The 15,464-nt window shown below is 61.5% G+C and carries 16 protein-coding genes and 1 pseudogene; 7 read left to right on the top strand and 10 right to left on the bottom strand.

Translation table 11 applies throughout. The features are described from left to right. Positions 1–79: 79 nt before the first annotated feature. The 5 genes and pseudogenes from A9D60_RS20715 to A9D60_RS25680 all read left to right on the top strand — a co-directional run. On the top strand, positions 80–1,120 hold the full coding sequence (locus A9D60_RS20715) for a PhzF family phenazine biosynthesis protein (RefSeq protein ID WP_254656754.1): 1,041 nt from the start codon (positions 80–82) through the stop codon (positions 1,118–1,120). After that, entirely contained in the window at positions 1,113–1,721 is a 609-nt protein-coding gene (locus A9D60_RS20710) for a glutathione S-transferase family protein (RefSeq protein ID WP_065269342.1), read from the top strand. Before A9D60_RS20715 ends, A9D60_RS20710 begins: the two co-directional genes overlap by 8 nt. Before the next feature lie 20 nt (positions 1,722–1,741). Continuing rightward, positions 1,742–2,335 carry a carbonic anhydrase gene (locus tag A9D60_RS20705; protein ID WP_065269341.1) on the top strand — a complete coding sequence of 198 codons (594 nt, stop codon included), beginning with the start codon at positions 1,742–1,744 and terminating at the stop codon, positions 2,333–2,335. A gap of 64 nt (positions 2,336–2,399) precedes the next feature. Continuing rightward, positions 2,400–2,810, top strand: coding sequence for a nuclear transport factor 2 family protein (locus tag A9D60_RS20700; RefSeq protein WP_141117994.1), 411 nt, complete (start codon positions 2,400–2,402; stop codon positions 2,808–2,810). Between the two features lie 249 nt (positions 2,811–3,059). Continuing rightward, a pseudogene (locus A9D60_RS25680) lies at positions 3,060–4,425 on the top strand (IS1182 family transposase); the annotation flags it as partial. A 444-nt stretch (positions 4,426–4,869) separates the two neighbouring features. On the opposite strand, the gene A9D60_RS20680 reads toward A9D60_RS25680, so the two are convergent. From A9D60_RS20680 to choX, 7 genes are all read right to left on the bottom strand, one after another. Next, positions 4,870–5,190: a monooxygenase gene (locus A9D60_RS20680; protein WP_065269337.1), complete on the bottom strand. Its 321-nt coding sequence runs from the start codon at positions 5,188–5,190 to the stop codon at positions 4,870–4,872. 59 nt (positions 5,191–5,249) lie between these two features. Beyond that, complete coding sequence (locus tag A9D60_RS20675) at positions 5,250–5,624, bottom strand: hypothetical protein (protein WP_065269336.1); 375 nt, start codon at positions 5,622–5,624, stop codon at positions 5,250–5,252. Further along, complete coding sequence (locus A9D60_RS20670) at positions 5,617–6,081, bottom strand: MarR family winged helix-turn-helix transcriptional regulator (RefSeq protein WP_065269335.1); 465 nt, start codon at positions 6,079–6,081, stop codon at positions 5,617–5,619. The genes A9D60_RS20675 and A9D60_RS20670 overlap by 8 nt, the downstream gene beginning before the upstream one ends. A gap of 124 nt (positions 6,082–6,205) precedes the next feature. Continuing rightward, on the bottom strand, positions 6,206–7,237 hold the full coding sequence (choV, locus tag A9D60_RS20665; RefSeq protein WP_065269334.1) for a choline ABC transporter ATP-binding protein: 1,032 nt from the start codon (positions 7,235–7,237) through the stop codon (positions 6,206–6,208). A gap of 1 nt (position 7,238) precedes the next feature. Continuing rightward, positions 7,239–8,072: a choline ABC transporter permease subunit gene (gene choW, locus A9D60_RS20660; protein WP_065269333.1), complete on the bottom strand. Its 834-nt coding sequence runs from the start codon at positions 8,070–8,072 to the stop codon at positions 7,239–7,241. Continuing rightward, positions 8,059–8,991, bottom strand: a complete 933-nt coding sequence (locus A9D60_RS20655; RefSeq protein WP_175392998.1) for an alpha/beta fold hydrolase — start codon at positions 8,989–8,991, stop codon at positions 8,059–8,061. Before A9D60_RS20655 ends, choW begins: the two co-directional genes overlap by 14 nt. A gap of 5 nt (positions 8,992–8,996) precedes the next feature. Further along, on the bottom strand, positions 8,997–9,923 hold the full coding sequence (choX, locus tag A9D60_RS20650; protein ID WP_065269331.1) for a choline ABC transporter substrate-binding protein: 927 nt from the start codon (positions 9,921–9,923) through the stop codon (positions 8,997–8,999). A 109-nt stretch (positions 9,924–10,032) separates the two neighbouring features. Between choX and betI the strand changes: the two genes are divergently transcribed. Beyond that, complete coding sequence (gene betI / locus A9D60_RS20645) at positions 10,033–10,674, top strand: transcriptional regulator BetI (protein WP_065269330.1); 642 nt, start codon at positions 10,033–10,035, stop codon at positions 10,672–10,674. A 680-nt stretch (positions 10,675–11,354) separates the two neighbouring features. On the opposite strand, the gene A9D60_RS20640 is transcribed toward betI, so the two are convergent. From A9D60_RS20640 to rimK, 3 genes are all read right to left on the bottom strand, one after another. Beyond that, a complete protein-coding gene (locus A9D60_RS20640; protein WP_065269329.1) occupies positions 11,355–11,630 on the bottom strand; it encodes an NfeD family protein in 276 nt (91 codons plus the stop codon). Further along, positions 11,630–12,520, bottom strand: coding sequence for an SPFH domain-containing protein (locus A9D60_RS20635; protein WP_039179938.1), 891 nt, complete (start codon positions 12,518–12,520; stop codon positions 11,630–11,632). Before A9D60_RS20635 ends, A9D60_RS20640 begins: the two co-directional genes overlap by 1 nt. Before the next feature lie 233 nt (positions 12,521–12,753). Then, entirely contained in the window at positions 12,754–14,160 is a 1,407-nt protein-coding gene (gene rimK / locus A9D60_RS20630) for a 30S ribosomal protein S6--L-glutamate ligase (protein ID WP_065269328.1), read from the bottom strand. Positions 14,161–14,230: 70 nt separating this feature from the next. Here rimK and tgt point away from each other — a divergent pair, with 70 nt between their 5' ends. Further along, positions 14,231–15,361 (top strand): tRNA guanosine(34) transglycosylase Tgt, encoded by a 1,131-nt coding sequence (gene tgt / locus A9D60_RS20625; RefSeq protein WP_065269327.1) that lies wholly within the window; start codon positions 14,231–14,233, stop codon positions 15,359–15,361. Positions 15,362–15,464 lie beyond the last annotated feature (103 nt).

Below are 15,464 nucleotides of genomic sequence, written 5' to 3'. Positions count from 1 at the left end.
CAGGATCATAGTTATATCAATGTATTCCTGGCAAGGGATGGATCATGCTGACGGCAATTCATGAAAAGGAGCCGAAAGCATGACCCGCATTGAAGCCACAGTCACCGCCCGTATCGTCAATGGTTTTGTCACGCTCAAGGATTGTGGCGATCCTGAACTGCTGGAGGCCGGGCGCGACGGATTAAGCGAAATGGACCTTAAGAGCCTTGGTGATGGCGCCGGCGCCCGGTCGCAGGCAACCGGTGGCAACCCTGCTGGCGTTGTGCTGGATGCGGACGGCCTCAGCGACGCGCAAATGCTTGAAATTGCGAAGAAGGTCGGCCTGTCCGAAACCGCCTTTGTGTCCCGATCCAAAACTGAAGGGTTCAAGCTGGATTTCTTCACTCCAACACGCCGCATTGCCCATTGCGGCCATGCTACCATCGCCACCTTCAGCTATCTCGCTGAGCTCGGACGGGTGAGTGAGGGGGCGACCTCGAAAGAGACCGTGGACGGCCCGCGCAAGATCATCATCCGGGATGGCGCCGCCTATATGGAGCAGCTGGCACCGCGGTACGAAGACCCGTCGGACTGGGCGGACCGGGGCGTTCAGGAACAGGATGTGCTGAACGCACTGGGGCTGACGCCGGAGGATCTGGATCCGCGCTTCTCTCCCAAACTGGCCAATACCGGCAACAGTTTTGTGCTGGTTGCAGTCAAAGACGGTGCCGCGCTCAAGGCGGTGAAACCCGGCCTGGCGCAGCTCGAGGCCATCAGCGACGCCTTGGATCTGATCGGCATTTACGTGTTCACGACGGATCCCGGTGCTACCTCTGCTGACGCAACCGCTCGCATGTTTGCACCGCGTTACGGGATCAGCGAAGAATCGGCCACCGGCATGGCAGCCGGACCGCTGGCCTGCGCGCTCTATGACCACCTCGGCGTGCGCAGGCCAAAGCTGCTGATCGAGCAGGGCCACTTCATGGAGCCCGCTTCGCCAAGCGAGATCACGGTTGAACTGAACCACGACGCAGGCCGGGTCACCGGGCTGATGGCCGGCGGCTACGGCGCGGTGATGAAGGAGCTGCAGATCAAGCTGGATCACAGCCCGGCACCGGCAGCGGGAGGGGGAAATGATTGATCTTTACGGATGGACCACCGGCAACACTTACAGGGTGCTGATCGCTCTGGAGGAAACCGGGCTGCCTTACCGGGCCGTGCCTGTGAACCTGCGCGAGCGGGATCAGGACAGGCCCGGGTTCCTTGCCCTCAACCCGATGGGCCAGGTGCCACTGATCATCGACAGCGAAGGCCCTTGCGGCGCCCAGATCACCCTGAGCCAATCCATGGCGATCCTACTGTATCTGGCCGAAAAGTCGGGCCAGTTGCTGCCAGTCTCCCGGGCGGACCGCGCCCGCGCACTTGAAGCCCTGAGCCTGGTGATGACCGACCTGGTGGCACCCGTCAATTTCGGGCTCAGCCTGGAGCGCGAAGAGGGCAGCAGCGCCGGCCTAGCCTTTGGCGAGGCGCGGGCAACACGCGCGCTTGCGGCCATCGAGCAGCGGCTCTGCATCTGCAGTTTCCTCGGAGGCACCCGTTTCGGAGCGGCGGACTGTGCCGCTTTTCCCATGATTCACTTGCTGGGCACCGGCCGCCTTAAGGAATTGCCGGCCACCCGGCGCTGGTACCGTGAGGCGCAGGAGCGCCCCCCGGTGCAGCGCGCGCTTGCAGCGGTTTTCTAACCTGAAGAAAGGAGACTAACATGTGTGGCAATCATCAGAGCTTCGATGCTTATGCCTTTTCCAAGCAACCCGGCTTTGACGAAGCGGCGGTGCGCAAGGAATTCGCCAAGGCGGTGCCGCTGAAAACCGTGGTCGTCTATTGCTATGACCCGCGCATCGCCCAAGTGCCGCGGCTGGTCGCTGAAGAGTTCGGTCAGACCCACCCCGGAGAGATCGTCACCGACGGCAATGGCAGCAAAATCGCTTCGACAACAAATGTCTTCGAGGTTTGCGTGGCAGGAGGCCGGGCTTATGACGCCTTGCGGTCCGTCACAGTGGCGCAGCACCTGTTCGGGATCGAGAACATCGTCATCGTTCACCACACCCATTGCGGCGCCACTTCGTTCACCAAAGAGGGGATCATTGACGCCTACAATCAGGAACATGGTGCCGATATTGAACAGCTTTACCCGGCAGAAAGCATTTGCATCAGCGACTACACTGCCTCCCTTGAGCATGATGTCCTTTTGATGCGGGACTCCGCCGGAACCCCCAAACACGCCAATATTTACGGTTACATGTACGACATCGACGAGGAAAAGCTGATCAAGGTCGCGCAGTCTCTGGCCGTGTGACTTTTCGGGCCGGCGGCAGAGCTGTCGGCCTGCTGCAGCGCGTAAAGGATATTGCGTTAGCCACTTGCCAAAATTGGAAGCGGGCATGAGAGAACAGGATGTTGAAGACTGGCTGAAGGCCTATGGCAGAGCCTGGATCGAAGGCGACCCGGACGAGGCGGCCGCCCTGTTCACGGTTGCTGCAGAATACCATGAGACCCCGTTCAGCGAACCGCTGACGGGCCGGGAACAAATCAGGCAGTATTGGCAAGAAGGTGCGGCAGATGCGCAGGAAGACATCAGGTTTTCAGCGCAGATCTGGTGTATTGCAGGGAACACAGCAATTGCAGGATGGCAGGCCGTATTCAGGCGCAAAGCCTCTGGGAGGCTTGTAAAACTGGACGGGGTATTCCGGTTAGTCTTTTCCAGTTCCCGGGACGGCATGATCTGCAACCGCCTGGAGGAATGGTGGCACCGAAAGGAGAGCCAGAGCTGATTGGCAACGCTGTGGGTTTTCAGGCCGCGCTACCTGCCAATGTCCGATATCGCGTGCTGCGCTGAGGAGCCGCCCACCACCACTCAATGTCCGCAAAGGGCCGGTCATCGTTTTAATAAGCGCCCTTGGTCGTGCCGATGCTGCGCGGCATCCGAGGTCTGCAAAGAGCCTATTCCGTTGAAAAACTCAGGTTGGCTTGCGGTCTGAACGCTGATTCAATCTTCACATTGGTATCCGGGATTGATGGCGATGATGGGACCGAGGCAGGAAGCTCAAGGTGCACTGTTCTATGAGTTCTCCATTGAGGATCATGTGCCGAGTGACCACATGCTGCGAGTGATTGACCAGTTTGTGGACCTGTCCGTTTTCCGCCAGCACCAAGCTCCCTATTACAGCACGACCGGCAGGCCGTCCTTGGATCCGGAACTGATCATCCGAATGCTTTTGGTGGGGTACGCTATGGGCATCTGATCCGAGCGGCGGCTTTGCGAAGAAGTTCACTTGAACCTTGCGTACCGCTGGTTCTGCCGCCTCGATCTCACCGATCCGGTGCCGGATCACTCGATCTTCTCGAAAAACCGGCGTGGGCGTTTCCGCGACCGCGATCTCCTGCGGCATGTCTTCGAAACCGTGGTCGCGCGCTGCATTGAGGAAGGGCTGGCCAGCGGCCAGCGTTTTGCCGCGGATGCCAGCCTGATCCAGGCGGATGCCAATCGGCAGAACTCCTCGCCGCAGGACGATTGGGAACCGGCGACGCTTGACCCGGCGGATGCGCCGCGCGCTGTCAGGGAGTATCTGGACACACTTGATGACGCCGCCTTTGGCGCGGCCAGCCCGGTGAAGCCGAAGTTCACATCGCATTCTGACCCTGCCTCGCAATGGACCGGGCGCGCGGGGCGGACCTGCCTATTTTGCATATTCCGCGAACTACCTGATCGGCACCGGCAATGCTGTGAGCCTGGATATCGAGGCCACCCGTTCGATCAGGCAGGCCGAGGTTGGCGCCGTACGGACGATGGTGGACCGGGTCACTGATACTTTTGGTCTTAAGCCCGAGCGGCTGATAGCCGATACGGCCTATGGAACCGGCCCCATGCTGAACTGGCTGGCAGAAGAGCGGGGGATTGTACCGCATATCCCGGTGGTAGATAAATCCGGCCGTAAGGACGGCACAATCGAGCGGGCCGACTTCATTTATGACGCCGCGAACGACGCTTACGTCTGCCCAGGCGGCAAGGAGCTCAGGCAATATCGCCGGGCGTTCTCGAAACCAAGGGAAGCCAAGCCGGATCAGGATGGCATGCTGCGCTACCGGGCCCGTAAGTCCGACTGTGATGCCTGTGGCTTGAAACCAAGCTGCTGTCCAAAAGCCCCTCAGCGTAAGGTGACCCGGTCGATCTATGAACCCTCCAGCGATGTGGCTCGTGCAATCGCCCAGACGAAGCAATATGCGATTTCCTGCAAACTCCGGAAGAAGGTGGAAATGCTGTTTGCGCACCAGAAGCGGATCCTTGGGATTGACCGGCTCCGATTACGCGGCCCATGCGGTGCGCGGGACGAGTTCCACCTCGCAGCCACCGCCCGGAACCTCAGAAAGCTCGCAAAGCTGCTGCCCCTACGGGCTCAGTACGTTCTTCCGGCACTCAGAGATTACTGCCCGGGGTATCAAGGTCCGGCGGGTTGGCGGCGACACCGCGATCATTCACACCCGCTGAAAACTGGCAGGGCAGATTGGCAAGGCAGGTGATACCCTCGGGGACCGTTTTGCAATAATGGTGTTCTTTGCACGGCGCCTGGCCAATGGCTGGGCCGTTCTGGCTGCGCATAACACTGACGTCCTACCGGGCATAGAGTCCATTGCCGCCAAGGACGGGTCGGCATTTGCTGTAAACTACCGGGATGGCGAATAGCGGCTACCCTACTTGTTCGTTCTAGCCCTGGAACCAAGGTTTATTTGCCGCAACTGAGGCTCAGGCGGGAAGAAATTGTAGAATGAACCCGGATTGGGAAGGCCTCTCCTGTTGCGGTCAGGAGAGGCACTCAGGACCAGCGGGCCGGTCTACGAACTTGTCCCAACTGGCGCGCGGTTGATCCGGCTGAGTTCTTCCATCACGTCGAACACGTGGTCGCTGACGACCTCGATGCCGATCGCGTTCAGGCGGGGGATGTGCATGGCCTTGTAGGCCTCCAGATGCTCCAGATCCTTGAACAGATAGGTGGAGCCAAAGTGATTGGTGCCGGCCTCATGGGTCCAGATTTTCCAGACAACGCCCGGTTCCTGGGCAATGCTCTCGGCAAGCTGTTTGGCGCCTTGGAGGAATTCTTCGGTGACGGGGCCATCATAGGTGAGGTGGATGTCCCAGATTTTCTGAGTGCTCATGCGTGGGTCCTTTTGAGGAGTTGAGGGAAAACGTGTTGCGGTGTTTGCGTTGTAGCGGGTCAGCCCTTGCGGAGCTGCAGGAAGCAAAGAAGCGAGAGCAGGGCGAAGAAAGCCGGATCCGACCAGCCGAAGCCCGTGAAAATGCCTGTGGCACCGGCGTAGAAGGTGACAACGAGGCCCAGCAGGTTGGTCCACATCAGGCCGGTCAGGATTTTGCGGCCCTCGCCGCTGCCGGAGGGCGCATCGCGGAACAGGAAGCTGATGACCGCGATGCCGCCCAGAAAGATGCTGTTGTGCTGCGACAGGAACCAGGCGTAGCGGTCGTTCAGCTCGACGCCGTAGTTCGGCCACAACAGGCCGGGCGCAAAGAACAGCGCCAGCGCAAAGAAAGCGTAGATCACGCTGTGCGCTGTCAGGAAGGTGCGATTACTCATCAGTATGATCCTTTCGGGTGTGGTGCATGCTGCGGCGGAGCCGGTTCAGCATCCGGATGGTCTGGCGCTTGCCGTCGGCGGGCAGGCCTTCAAAGATCTCCGCTAGCGCGGCGTTGTGGGTGGGCAGGAAGGTTTCGACCTTTGCCCTGCCTTCGGTTGTCAGGGACAGGACGCGGCTGCGCCGGTCCGTATCGCTGACCGATTTTTCGACAAGCCCGGAGCGGATCAGGTTCTTGATCACCACATCCAGGTTGCCGGAGGTTCCCAGCGCCCGTTCCAGCAGCGCATTTACGGTCATCGGGCCCTTGTTGCTGAGGGTTTCCAGCACGTCCCATTGCGACGCTGTCAGTCCAGCGGCCCGGAATACCGGGCCGATCGTCCGGTGGAACTGCTGGGCATTGCGCAGGAGGGCCAGAACCAAGGCCATGTTTTCGCGGTCATGTGTGTTTCGTTTCATGCTTTGGTATTTATCCCTATGTAGGGGTATTTCAAGATACGCCTTTAAGAAAATGGGAGGGGGTCGCCACGCTGTTGTTTTTTCTAAGCAATAAGCTGGTTCTGCGCCGGGAAACCCTGCTGCGCTATTCGCGCAGCAGGGCCTTGAAGATATCAGAATGATCCAGCCTGCCAATGATGTCGCGGCCATTGGACACGAAGTACTCTCCGCCATCGATCAGCTGCGCCCGCATCAGGTCCTTTACCGTCGTGCCGACATCGCGCACCCGCGCGCCGGAGGGGATGGTACCGTTGACCGGCTTCATGATTTCGGCTGCATGAAGCACATTCATCGGATTCATGTGGGACACGAAGTTCCGCACATAGTCCGTGGCCGGCTTCAGCACGATTTCCTGCGGCGTGCCCAACTGCACGATGCGGCCGCCTTCCATGATCGCAATCCGGTTGCCAAGTTTGATCGCCTCGTCCAGATCGTGGCTGACGAAAAGGATCGTCTTTTTCAGGTCCGCTTGAAGCTCCAGCAGTTCGTCTTGCAGCTCGTTGCGGATCAGCGGGTCCAGCGCCGAGAACGGCTCATCCATCAGCAGGAGCGGCGCGTCGGTGGCAAAGGCGCGGGCCAAGCCCACCCGCTGCTGCATACCGCCCGACAACTCTGAGACATTGGTATTGGCCCATTGCCCAAGATGCACCTTCTCCAGTTGCCGCATGGCCCGCTGAAGCCGCTCCTCCCGTGGCACACCGGCAGCCTCCAGCCCGAAGGCCGCGTTTTCCAGCACGCTGCGCCAGGGCAGCAGGCCAAACTGCTGAAACACCATCGACACGTCATGGCGGCGGAGGCTCCGCAATTCTGCGGCAGAGGCGGCGGCCAGGTCCACAAGCCCGCCTTTGCTGCGCAGATGCACGGTGCCGGCAGCCAGCGGATTGAGCCTGTTGGAGGCGCGCAGCAGGGTCGACTTGCCGGAGCCGGACAGGCCCATCAGCACCACGATCTCACCTTCCTGCACCTCGAGCGAACAGTTGTGGACCCCCAGGATCTGCCCGCTTTCGGCCCGGACCTCTTCCCGGCTCAGGCCCGCGTCCATCAGCGGCAGTGCGGATTTCGGATTGTCGCCGAACACGATGCTGGCGTTTTCGAACTTGATGACCGGCTGTTCCATATCAGCTCCTCCCGGCTTTCAGCAGGCGGTCCAGAAGGATCGCAACGATAACAATTACAATGCCAACTTCGAAGCCCTTGCCGACATTGACCTGGTTGAGCGCGCGCAGGGTGGGAACGCCCAGCCCGCTGGCGCCGACAAGCGCAGCCACAACGACCATCGACAGCGACAGCATAATGGTCTGGGTCAATCCGGCCAGGATCTGAGGCATGGCCCAGGGTAGTTTCACCTTCCACAGCACCATCGCCGGGGTGGCGCCAAAGGCATCCGCAGTTTCCACCAGCGCATGCGGCGTTGAGGAGATGCCAAGGTAAGTCAGCCGGATCGGGGCGGGGACGGCAAACACAACTGTTGCAATCAAGGCCGGAACCGCACCGAGACCAAACAGCACCAGCGCCGGGATCAGGTAGACGAAGGTGGGGATCGTCTGCATCAGATCCAGAAGCGGCTGCAGAAGCTGGTAGAGCCAAGGCCGCCCGGCAGCCAGAACCCCGACAGGCACGCCGATCAGCATCGACATAGTGGTTGCCGCGAGCACCAGAGACAGTGTTTCTGTGGTCTCGATCCAGTACCCCTGGTTGATGACCAGAAGCAGGCCGAGTGCCGCAAAGGCAGTCAAGGTCAGCGAGCGGTGCAAATACCAGGCCAGCCCTGAAACCAGGCCGACCAGCACCAGCGGATGCGGCATCTGCAGCAGCCAAAGAGTGCCTGCGACGATGGCTCCGATCACCTCTGACAGCCCGTCAAAGAACCAGGCCATGTTGCCGGTCAGCCAGTCGACCATCAGCTTTGCCCAATGGCCGACCGGGATCTTATGTGTTTCAAGCCAATCCATGGCTTTCTCCAATTCTTGTACTTGTGCCTGCAGTCGGCTCCAGCCAGTTGAGGGCGGCATCGCACATCATAGGATCCAGAACATGCCCGACGCCCGGCAGCAGTTCGAAGCGCGCATCAGGGATCAGCGCGGCCGCTGCCGCGCCCCGTTGCGGGGAAATGCAGCTGTCGTGGTCGCCGTGCAGAACCAATGTCCGGCTTTGGATTAACTTGAGCAGCGGCCGCCGGTCCGGTGTGGTCAGAACCGCAAGTGCGTGGCGGGCTGCACCGCCGCAAGAATACCCAGCGGAGAAAGCAGCGTTGACTTCGCTCCGAAGCTCCGGCGTGTCGGTGAGGCGGCCCGCGCCATAGGCCAAAGCGTCTTCCAGCAGGTATGTCCGGATCAGTTCCGGATCCGAAGGCCGGGTGAACAAACGCGCCATCCGGCACCTGGAATCCGCGTCGCCATCGACTTCGGCGGTTCCGTCGTTGCTGGCCAGCTGCACAAAGCGTCCGGCCTGCGGGCCTGCGGCGGCAGCAACCAGCTGGCTGATCATGCCGCCCATGGAGAACCCGATGATGTCGAAGGTGCCGACCTGCAGGCGGTCCAGCAGCGCCAGGACATCATCCCGCATGTCAAAAAGGGAATACGGGGCCAGATCCTGGGCGGCCGCGGTATCGCCCTGCATCCAGATCCCGGCAGCAAGCGGCTCGCTGTCTTCACCGCAGCGCGGCGACTTTCCAGCATCGCGGTTGTCAATGCAGATGACCCGGCGGGTTTCCGACAGCTGCCGGATAAAATCCGCGGGCCACTCGATCGCCTGCATGCCTAGCCCGACCAAGAGGACAACGGGATGGGCAGCCGGATCACCGGCCTCCCAGTAGCCGAGCTGCACCGGCTGGCCATTTGCCTTGGCGGTGTGAGGAATGAGCCACTCCATGATGGTCATTCCAGCCCGGTATAGGCGCGGACTGCGGGCAGTCCCGGGCCGCCTGCAAGGGTGGACACTCCGTCCAGCCAACCGTCCAGCATGCCCGGGTGCTGTTTGATCAGCCGCATCGCAGCCTCTTCGGGATCTTCACCATCGTTGATGATGTACCCCATGCCCTCGCTTTCCATCGGCACGGTAAAGTCCAGCTGGGCGATCAGGCGCCCGATGTTCGGGCATTCCTCGGTATAGCCCGCGCGGGTCTGGGTATGTACTGTCGCGGCCCCGAAGTCCGGACCGAAATAGTCGTCGCCGCCGCTCAGGTACTCGATGTCGAATTCCACGTTCATCGGATGCGGGGCCCACCCGAGGAACACGACCCAATCCTCCCGCGATACGGCCCTGCGCACCTGCGCCAGCATGCCCTGCTCCGAGCTTTCAACGACGTTCCAGCCGCCCAGCCCGAAGGCATTCGTGTCGATGATATCCATCATCTGCGTGTTTGAGCCGGGTTCGATGCCGTAGAAGCGGCTGCCGAACTTTTCTGAGTGGGCGGCCAGGTCGGCAAAGCTGGTGACGCCCGCCTCATACACGTACTTCGGCACGGCAAAGGTGTACTTCGCCCCCTCCAGGTTCTGGTTCACCGTCTCGATGGCATCGCCCTCGATATAGGGCGCAAAATAGGTTGCCATGGCAGGGTCCCAGTATCCCAGGAACAGATCCAGGTCGCCGTTGACCATCGCCTCATAGGTAACCGTGGTGCCGAGCACCTTTGTTTCCGCCTCATACCCCAGCCCCTTCAGCAGCACGGATGCCACACCTGAAGTGAGCGCCAGGTCCGTCCAGCCCGGCTCCGCCATCCGAACTTTTTCGCAGGATGCTTCAGCCAAACCCGCCCCCAGAAGCGAAATGCCAAGGGCAGCTGAAATCGAGAATGCCTTCATTTTTTTCTCCCTGATTGTATAGACTCACTGGTCTATAAAAAGTCTGATAGGTACACATTGACACTCGAGTCAACGAAATATTTACTCGGGCCAGCTCTGGGAGAGACGGATGAAGCGGAACAAACTGTGGCGGCTAAGGACCGAGGAATATTCCAAGGCTGCCTTCGAAACCCTTAGTGAAGAAGGGCTTTCCGGAACCACCGTGGAGAAGGTCGCCAAACGCGCAGGCGTCTCCAAGACCAACGTCCTGCACTATTTCGGAAACAAGGCCCGGCTGCTGGAAATGGCCCTGCGCTACGGCAATGCGGACCTGGCCCGCGAAGTCAGCGCGCTCTTGATTCGCTCAAACACGCCCTGGGAGAGGGTCTATTCAGTGATCGAAGCCAACTTCTCGCGCCAGTTTTTTACTCCCAAGATTGCGCATGCCTGGCTGTCGCTGCTCGCGGAGATCCCGTACAATCCAAGCTACCAGAGGATACAGACCGCCATTCACCAGCGGATGCGCTCAAACCTGATGCATGCGCTGGAACAGCTGGCAGAGCGGGAAAGGGCGGAGGAGGTCGCCTTGGCGATTTCGGTCATGATCGACGGGCTGTGGTTGCGGTGCGGGCTGCATGAAGGCGGCATCGGCCGGGACACCGCGCTCCAGCAAATGGAACTGCTTATGGAGTCCCTGTTCCCCAACAGCCCCGAAAGATTGGCTGCCAAGGCCCGTATAGATGAGATTCAGTCGATCCTGAACCCGGGCTGAACCCGCTTACTGGCAATATTCCCCCGTTTGGGATCTTTGGAGCGGGAGCCGCCACCTTGTCAGTTTGCACAGAGAAGTTAGGCACCGGGTCCCTTTGGTCCGGAGGATCGGGACGCAGTGCAGAAGATTTGGCAGGCCTGCGCGTGCGCCGAGATGAATCTTCTGCTGGCGTCCGAGAAACCTGCAGCAAACCCGGCACTAAGGGCTGCATCAGCTGCACTTGCAGCGAAAGTCAGCTCCGTCCCGCACTGTGTAAGTTAACCGGTTCCATAACCTCGCGGCCGCAGCGAACGACCGGAACGGCGGGCTGCACTGCAGCACAAAACCTCGGCTGGCTACGTCAAACGACCGAGTTTGCAACGCCCGCTTTCTGCGCACAGGAGACACTCGGTCCTGCCCAGGCTGAGCGCGCAGCGAAAGTCCGCTCTGTCCCGCAGCGCGTTCTGCCTTCCGGCACTTGTGAAAGGCTGCAAGCAAGAGCTGGATGCTTTCCGGACACCCAGTGTGCCTTGTCAGGTCATGGGAGCGGCCGGGCTTGGAGATGTTGAAGAGAAACGCGCTGGCATCCGGTTCGGGCAGACGGGGCAGCAAGACGCTGTCTGAGAAACGAATGCGCCGGATGAAGGCAGGAATGCAAAACCATGACAGGACTGGAGCCCGGGAGGGCTCCGGCCAAAGGATCAGTCGTTGATATCGTGGTTGAAGGTCTTCACTTGGCCCTTGGGCAGGGCGAAGAGCTTGCGCATCACCAGCCAGGCCGCCAGCGACAGGGCGGCGAAGATCAGGAGCAGCGGCGGCAGGGTGATGCCGGCGCCGGCCAGCAGCAGCAGTGCCACCGCGGCGGCGCCGATGGCAAATCCCAGGAAGACAAAGCCCGGTGCCAGCACCTCGAGGATGGCCAGCACCAGCGCGCCGGCGCCCCAAACCCACCACAAGGCCCAAAAGGGGGCGTCCATCACTTGCCTCCTTTCAGCAAGCTGAAGGCATTGCCAAAGGCCTCTAGCGCATGGGCGGGAACCACGATGGTCTGCTTGCCTTCGCCTTTGCCAAGCGCAGTCAGGGACTCCACCTGCTTCAGGGCGACCTGGTACTGCGCAGCCTCCAGCCCGTTTTCAGCAATCGCCTTGGCCACCACTTCAGTCGCATAGGCCTCGGCCTCAGCCTGGATGCGGCGGGCCTTGGCGGTTTGTTCAGCCGCGTACAGCTCTGCGTCGGCCTGCAGCTCAACGGCGCGTTTCTGGCCCTCGGCCTTGGTCACCTCGGCGCGGCGGGCGCGTTCGGCGTTCAGCTGCTGCAGCATCGCATCGCGGGTGGCCTGATCCAGGTTCACGTCCAGGATCTCGGCGCGGGTCACTTCGATGCCCCAGTCGTCCACCGCGCTTTCGACGCTTTCCTGGATGCGGGAGATCAGCTGGGCCCGGTTCGACTGCACCTCATCCAGGTCCATCTTGCCGATCTCGGCGCGCACGATGCCGGCCACGGTGGTGGCGATGGCGCCGTCGACGTCGCGGATCCGGTAGACTGTCTTTTCCGGCTCAAGAATGCGGTAGAACACCGAGGTGTCGATCTGCACCAGCACGTTGTCCTTGGTGATTGCGTCCTGGGTGGCGTTCGGGAGCTGGCGTTCTAGGATCGAGATCTTGTGGCGGGCGACGTCTAGGAAGGGCACGATGAAGTTGATGCCCGGGCCAAGCACCGAGTGCAGGCGGCCGAAGCGTTCGACCACGTATTTTTCCGACTGCGGCACGATCTTGATGCCTTTCAGGACAATGATGACCAGCAGCACGGCGCCCAGCAGATACAGCAGGTTGCCGGACAGGAGTTCGAGGATTAGGTCTTCGTTCATGTAAAATTCCTTTGATGGATCAGCAGGGGCCGCAGAGGCTGCAAACGCAGCCGGTTCCGGCGGCGCGCCGGGCAGGGGCTCTGCGCCGGGGGTCTTGGCCTTGTTCAATGACAGGCCCCTTTGTGTGCAATGGTATACAAATGGGTGTTTGCCGCGGCGGTTTCAAGGGTTTCCGGCGTATATGACGCGTCGCGGCGCAGGCTGGCAAGCCCGGACAGGCCTGCCAGCACAGGTCAGTTGCTGGTGGGCTTCAGCCGCCGCAGCGGCGCCGGGCGGACCCGGTTCTCGATCTCGGCGTAGATCAGGCCCGCGATGTTCTTGGCGGAGGTCTTCTCGATCCCTTCCAGCCCGGGGGAAGAGTTCACTTCCAGCACCTTGGGGCCGGTCTCAGAACGCAACAGGTCGACGCCCGCCACGTTAAGACCAAAGGCGCGGGCCGCGCGCACGGCGGTGGTGCGCTCCTCCTTGCTGATGCGGACCGCCTCGGCGCTGCCGCCCAGGTGCAGGTTGGAGCGGAAGTCGCCCTCAGCCCCGGAGCGTTTCATCGAGGCCACCACCTTGGAGCCGACCACCAGACATCGGATGTCCACGCCGGCAGCTTCCTTTACGAACTGCTGCACCAGGAAGTTGGCCTTGAGCCCGCGGAATGCGGTGATGACGCTTTCGGCGGCTTTCTTGGTTTCGGCCAGCACCACGCCCTTGCCCTGGGTGCTTTCCAGCAGCTTCACGATCAGGGGCGCGCCGCCGACGATCTGGATCAGGCTTCCGGTGTCCTTTGGCGAAGCGGCGAATGCGGTTGCGGGCATGCCGATCTTGTGGCGGGCCAGGATCTGGTGCGCGTGCAGCTTGTCGCGGCTGGCGGTGATGCCCTCGGACCCGTTGACGCAGTAGGTGCCCAGCGTTTCGAACTGGCGCAGCAGTGCGGTGCCGTATTGGGTGACGGAGGCGCCAATGCGCGGGATCACCGCGTCATAGCGGGGCAGGCGCTTGCCGTCGTAGTGGATTTCCGGCGCCAGCGCGTTCAGAGCCATGTAGCAGCGGGTGGTGTTGATCACCTCCACCGTGTGGCCGCGGCTTTCGCCCTCCTCGACCAGGCGGCGGGTGGAGTAATTGTCCTCGCGGCTGAGAACGGCGATGCGCAGGGCGCGTTTGGGGGCGGATTTGCGGATATTGGCGGAGGTGTAGACGGAATAGTCCAGTGCGGGCTGGCACATGCGCTCGCCCGGAACCACGGTCACGTTCTCGGTCAGCGCCTGGCGGCCCAGCAGCATGTGCTTGGCCATGCCGCGCCGGTCGGTCAGCGTCAGTTCCACCGGCCAGGACTGTCCTGCGATCTCCATCGGCGTCTCGATCACAAAGCGCATTTCGCTTTCGCCGTTGGAGGAGGTGACCTCGCGCCGGTCCTTGATCAGGGCGGAACAGGGGATTTCCAGATCATACTGGCCGGGAATGGGATGCACCATGAAGCGCACCTTGGGGGCGTTTGCGGGCCCGAATGTTTCGATCCCGGTGGCGTGCAGCGATGAGGTGCGGGCGCCGGTGTCGACCTTGACGCGCAGGGCGGGCAGGCCGAGGTCCGGCAGGCTGACCCATTCCTCCCAGCCGAGTTTCAATTGCGGTGCAGGGTCGGCTGTGGACATGGGCTTGGCTCCTTGGCATTAGGGGTGAATCACCGGGATGCCGGTTTGAGTGTAACGGCAGGAATACGAGATGGCAGAGCTTTTCAACTTCGAACTGAAGGCAACCGACGGCAAAGCGCGCACAGGTATCATTAATACCCCGCGCGGCGAGATCCGCACGCCTGCCTTCATGCCGGTTGGCACTGCCGCAACCGTCAAGGCGATGATGCCGGAAAGCGTTCGCGCGACCGGGGCCGATATTCTGCTGGGCAATACCTACCACCTGATGCTGCGCCCGACGGCGGAGCGGATCGACCGGCTGGGGGGCTTGCACAAGTTCATGAACTGGGAGCGCCCGATTCTGACCGACAGCGGCGGTTTCCAGGTTATGTCGCTGGCGGGGCTCAGGAAGCTCACCGAGAAGGGCGTGACCTTCAAGAGCCATGTGGACGGCTCCAAGCATGAGCTGACGCCGGAACGGTCGATGGAGATCCAGCGGCTGCTGGGGGCCGACATCGTGATGTGCTTCGACGAATGCCCGGCGCTGCCTGCGGAGCGGGACCGGATCGCCGAGTCGATGCGGCTGTCGATGCGCTGGGCGGAGCGGAGCCGCGAGGCGTTCGGCGACCGGCCCGGCCATGCGCTGTTCGGGATCATGCAGGGCGGGCTGGAACCGGACCTGCGCGAGGAAAGCGCCGAGGCGCTGAAGAAGATCGGATTCGAAGGTTACGCGGTGGGCGGCCTGGCGGTGGGCGAGGGGCAGGAGGCGATGTTCGATTGCCTGGATTATGCCCCCGGTTTCCTGCCCGAAGACAAGCCGCGCTATCTGATGGGCGTAGGCAAGCCCGACGACATCGTCGGCGCTGTCGCCCGCGGTATCGACATGATGGACTGCGTGCTGCCGTCGCGGTCGGGCCGCACCGGGCAGGCCTTCACCCGCTACGGCGTGGTGAACATCAAGAACGCGCGCCACCAGGACGACCCGCGGCCGCTGGATGAGCACTGTTCCTGCCCGGCCTGTGCGAACTACTCCCGCGCCTATCTGCACCATGTGTTCCGCTCCAACGAGATGATTTCGGGGATGCTGCTGACCTGGCACAACCTGCATTATTTCCAGGAGATCATGGGGGGTATGCGGGAGGCGATTGCCACTGGCACGTTTGAGGTCTGGCAGAAGGATTTCCACGACATCCGCGCACAGGGCGATATTGAGCGGCTGTAAAGCCGCGCAATTGAACAGTCTGCTGTGCGCAGGTGAGCAGCAGTTCTGGTTGGCCCCTGCTTGAACGCGCGGGGCGGAATGCTCAGGTCTTTCCGGCAACATT

It is taken from the genome of Leisingera sp. JC1, from assembly GCF_001679925.1.
GTDB lineage: Bacteria > Pseudomonadota > Alphaproteobacteria > Rhodobacterales > Rhodobacteraceae > Leisingera.
This window is presented reverse-complemented; position numbering and strand designations above follow the sequence as displayed.

Bases quoted from the DNA above. Each gene is read 5' to 3' on its own strand.
- A9D60_RS20715 (WP_254656754.1), top strand. From the start codon at position 80: ATGACCCGCATTGAAGCCACAGTCACCGCCCGTATCGTCAATGGTTTT.
- A9D60_RS20710 (WP_065269342.1), top strand. From the start codon at position 1,113: ATGATTGATCTTTACGGATGGACCACCGGCAACACTTACAGGGTGCTG.
- A9D60_RS20705 (WP_065269341.1), top strand. From the start codon at position 1,742: ATGTGTGGCAATCATCAGAGCTTCGATGCTTATGCCTTTTCCAAGCAA.
- A9D60_RS20680 (WP_065269337.1), bottom strand. From the start codon at position 5,190: ATGAGCACTCAGAAAATCTGGGACATCCACCTCACCTATGATGGCCCC.
- A9D60_RS20675 (WP_065269336.1), bottom strand. From the start codon at position 5,624: ATGAGTAATCGCACCTTCCTGACAGCGCACAGCGTGATCTACGCTTTC.
- A9D60_RS20670 (WP_065269335.1), bottom strand. From the start codon at position 6,081: ATGAAACGAAACACACATGACCGCGAAAACATGGCCTTGGTTCTGGCC.
- choV (WP_065269334.1), bottom strand. From the start codon at position 7,237: ATGGAACAGCCGGTCATCAAGTTCGAAAACGCCAGCATCGTGTTCGGC.
- choW (WP_065269333.1), bottom strand. From the start codon at position 8,072: ATGGATTGGCTTGAAACACATAAGATCCCGGTCGGCCATTGGGCAAAG.
- A9D60_RS20655 (WP_175392998.1), bottom strand. From the start codon at position 8,991: ATGGAGTGGCTCATTCCTCACACCGCCAAGGCAAATGGCCAGCCGGTG.
- choX (WP_065269331.1), bottom strand. From the start codon at position 9,923: ATGAAGGCATTCTCGATTTCAGCTGCCCTTGGCATTTCGCTTCTGGGG.
- betI (WP_065269330.1), top strand. From the start codon at position 10,033: ATGAAGCGGAACAAACTGTGGCGGCTAAGGACCGAGGAATATTCCAAG.
- A9D60_RS20640 (WP_065269329.1), bottom strand. From the start codon at position 11,630: ATGGACGCCCCCTTTTGGGCCTTGTGGTGGGTTTGGGGCGCCGGCGCG.
- A9D60_RS20635 (WP_039179938.1), bottom strand. From the start codon at position 12,520: ATGAACGAAGACCTAATCCTCGAACTCCTGTCCGGCAACCTGCTGTAT.
- rimK (WP_065269328.1), bottom strand. From the start codon at position 14,160: ATGTCCACAGCCGACCCTGCACCGCAATTGAAACTCGGCTGGGAGGAA.
- tgt (WP_065269327.1), top strand. From the start codon at position 14,231: ATGGCAGAGCTTTTCAACTTCGAACTGAAGGCAACCGACGGCAAAGCG.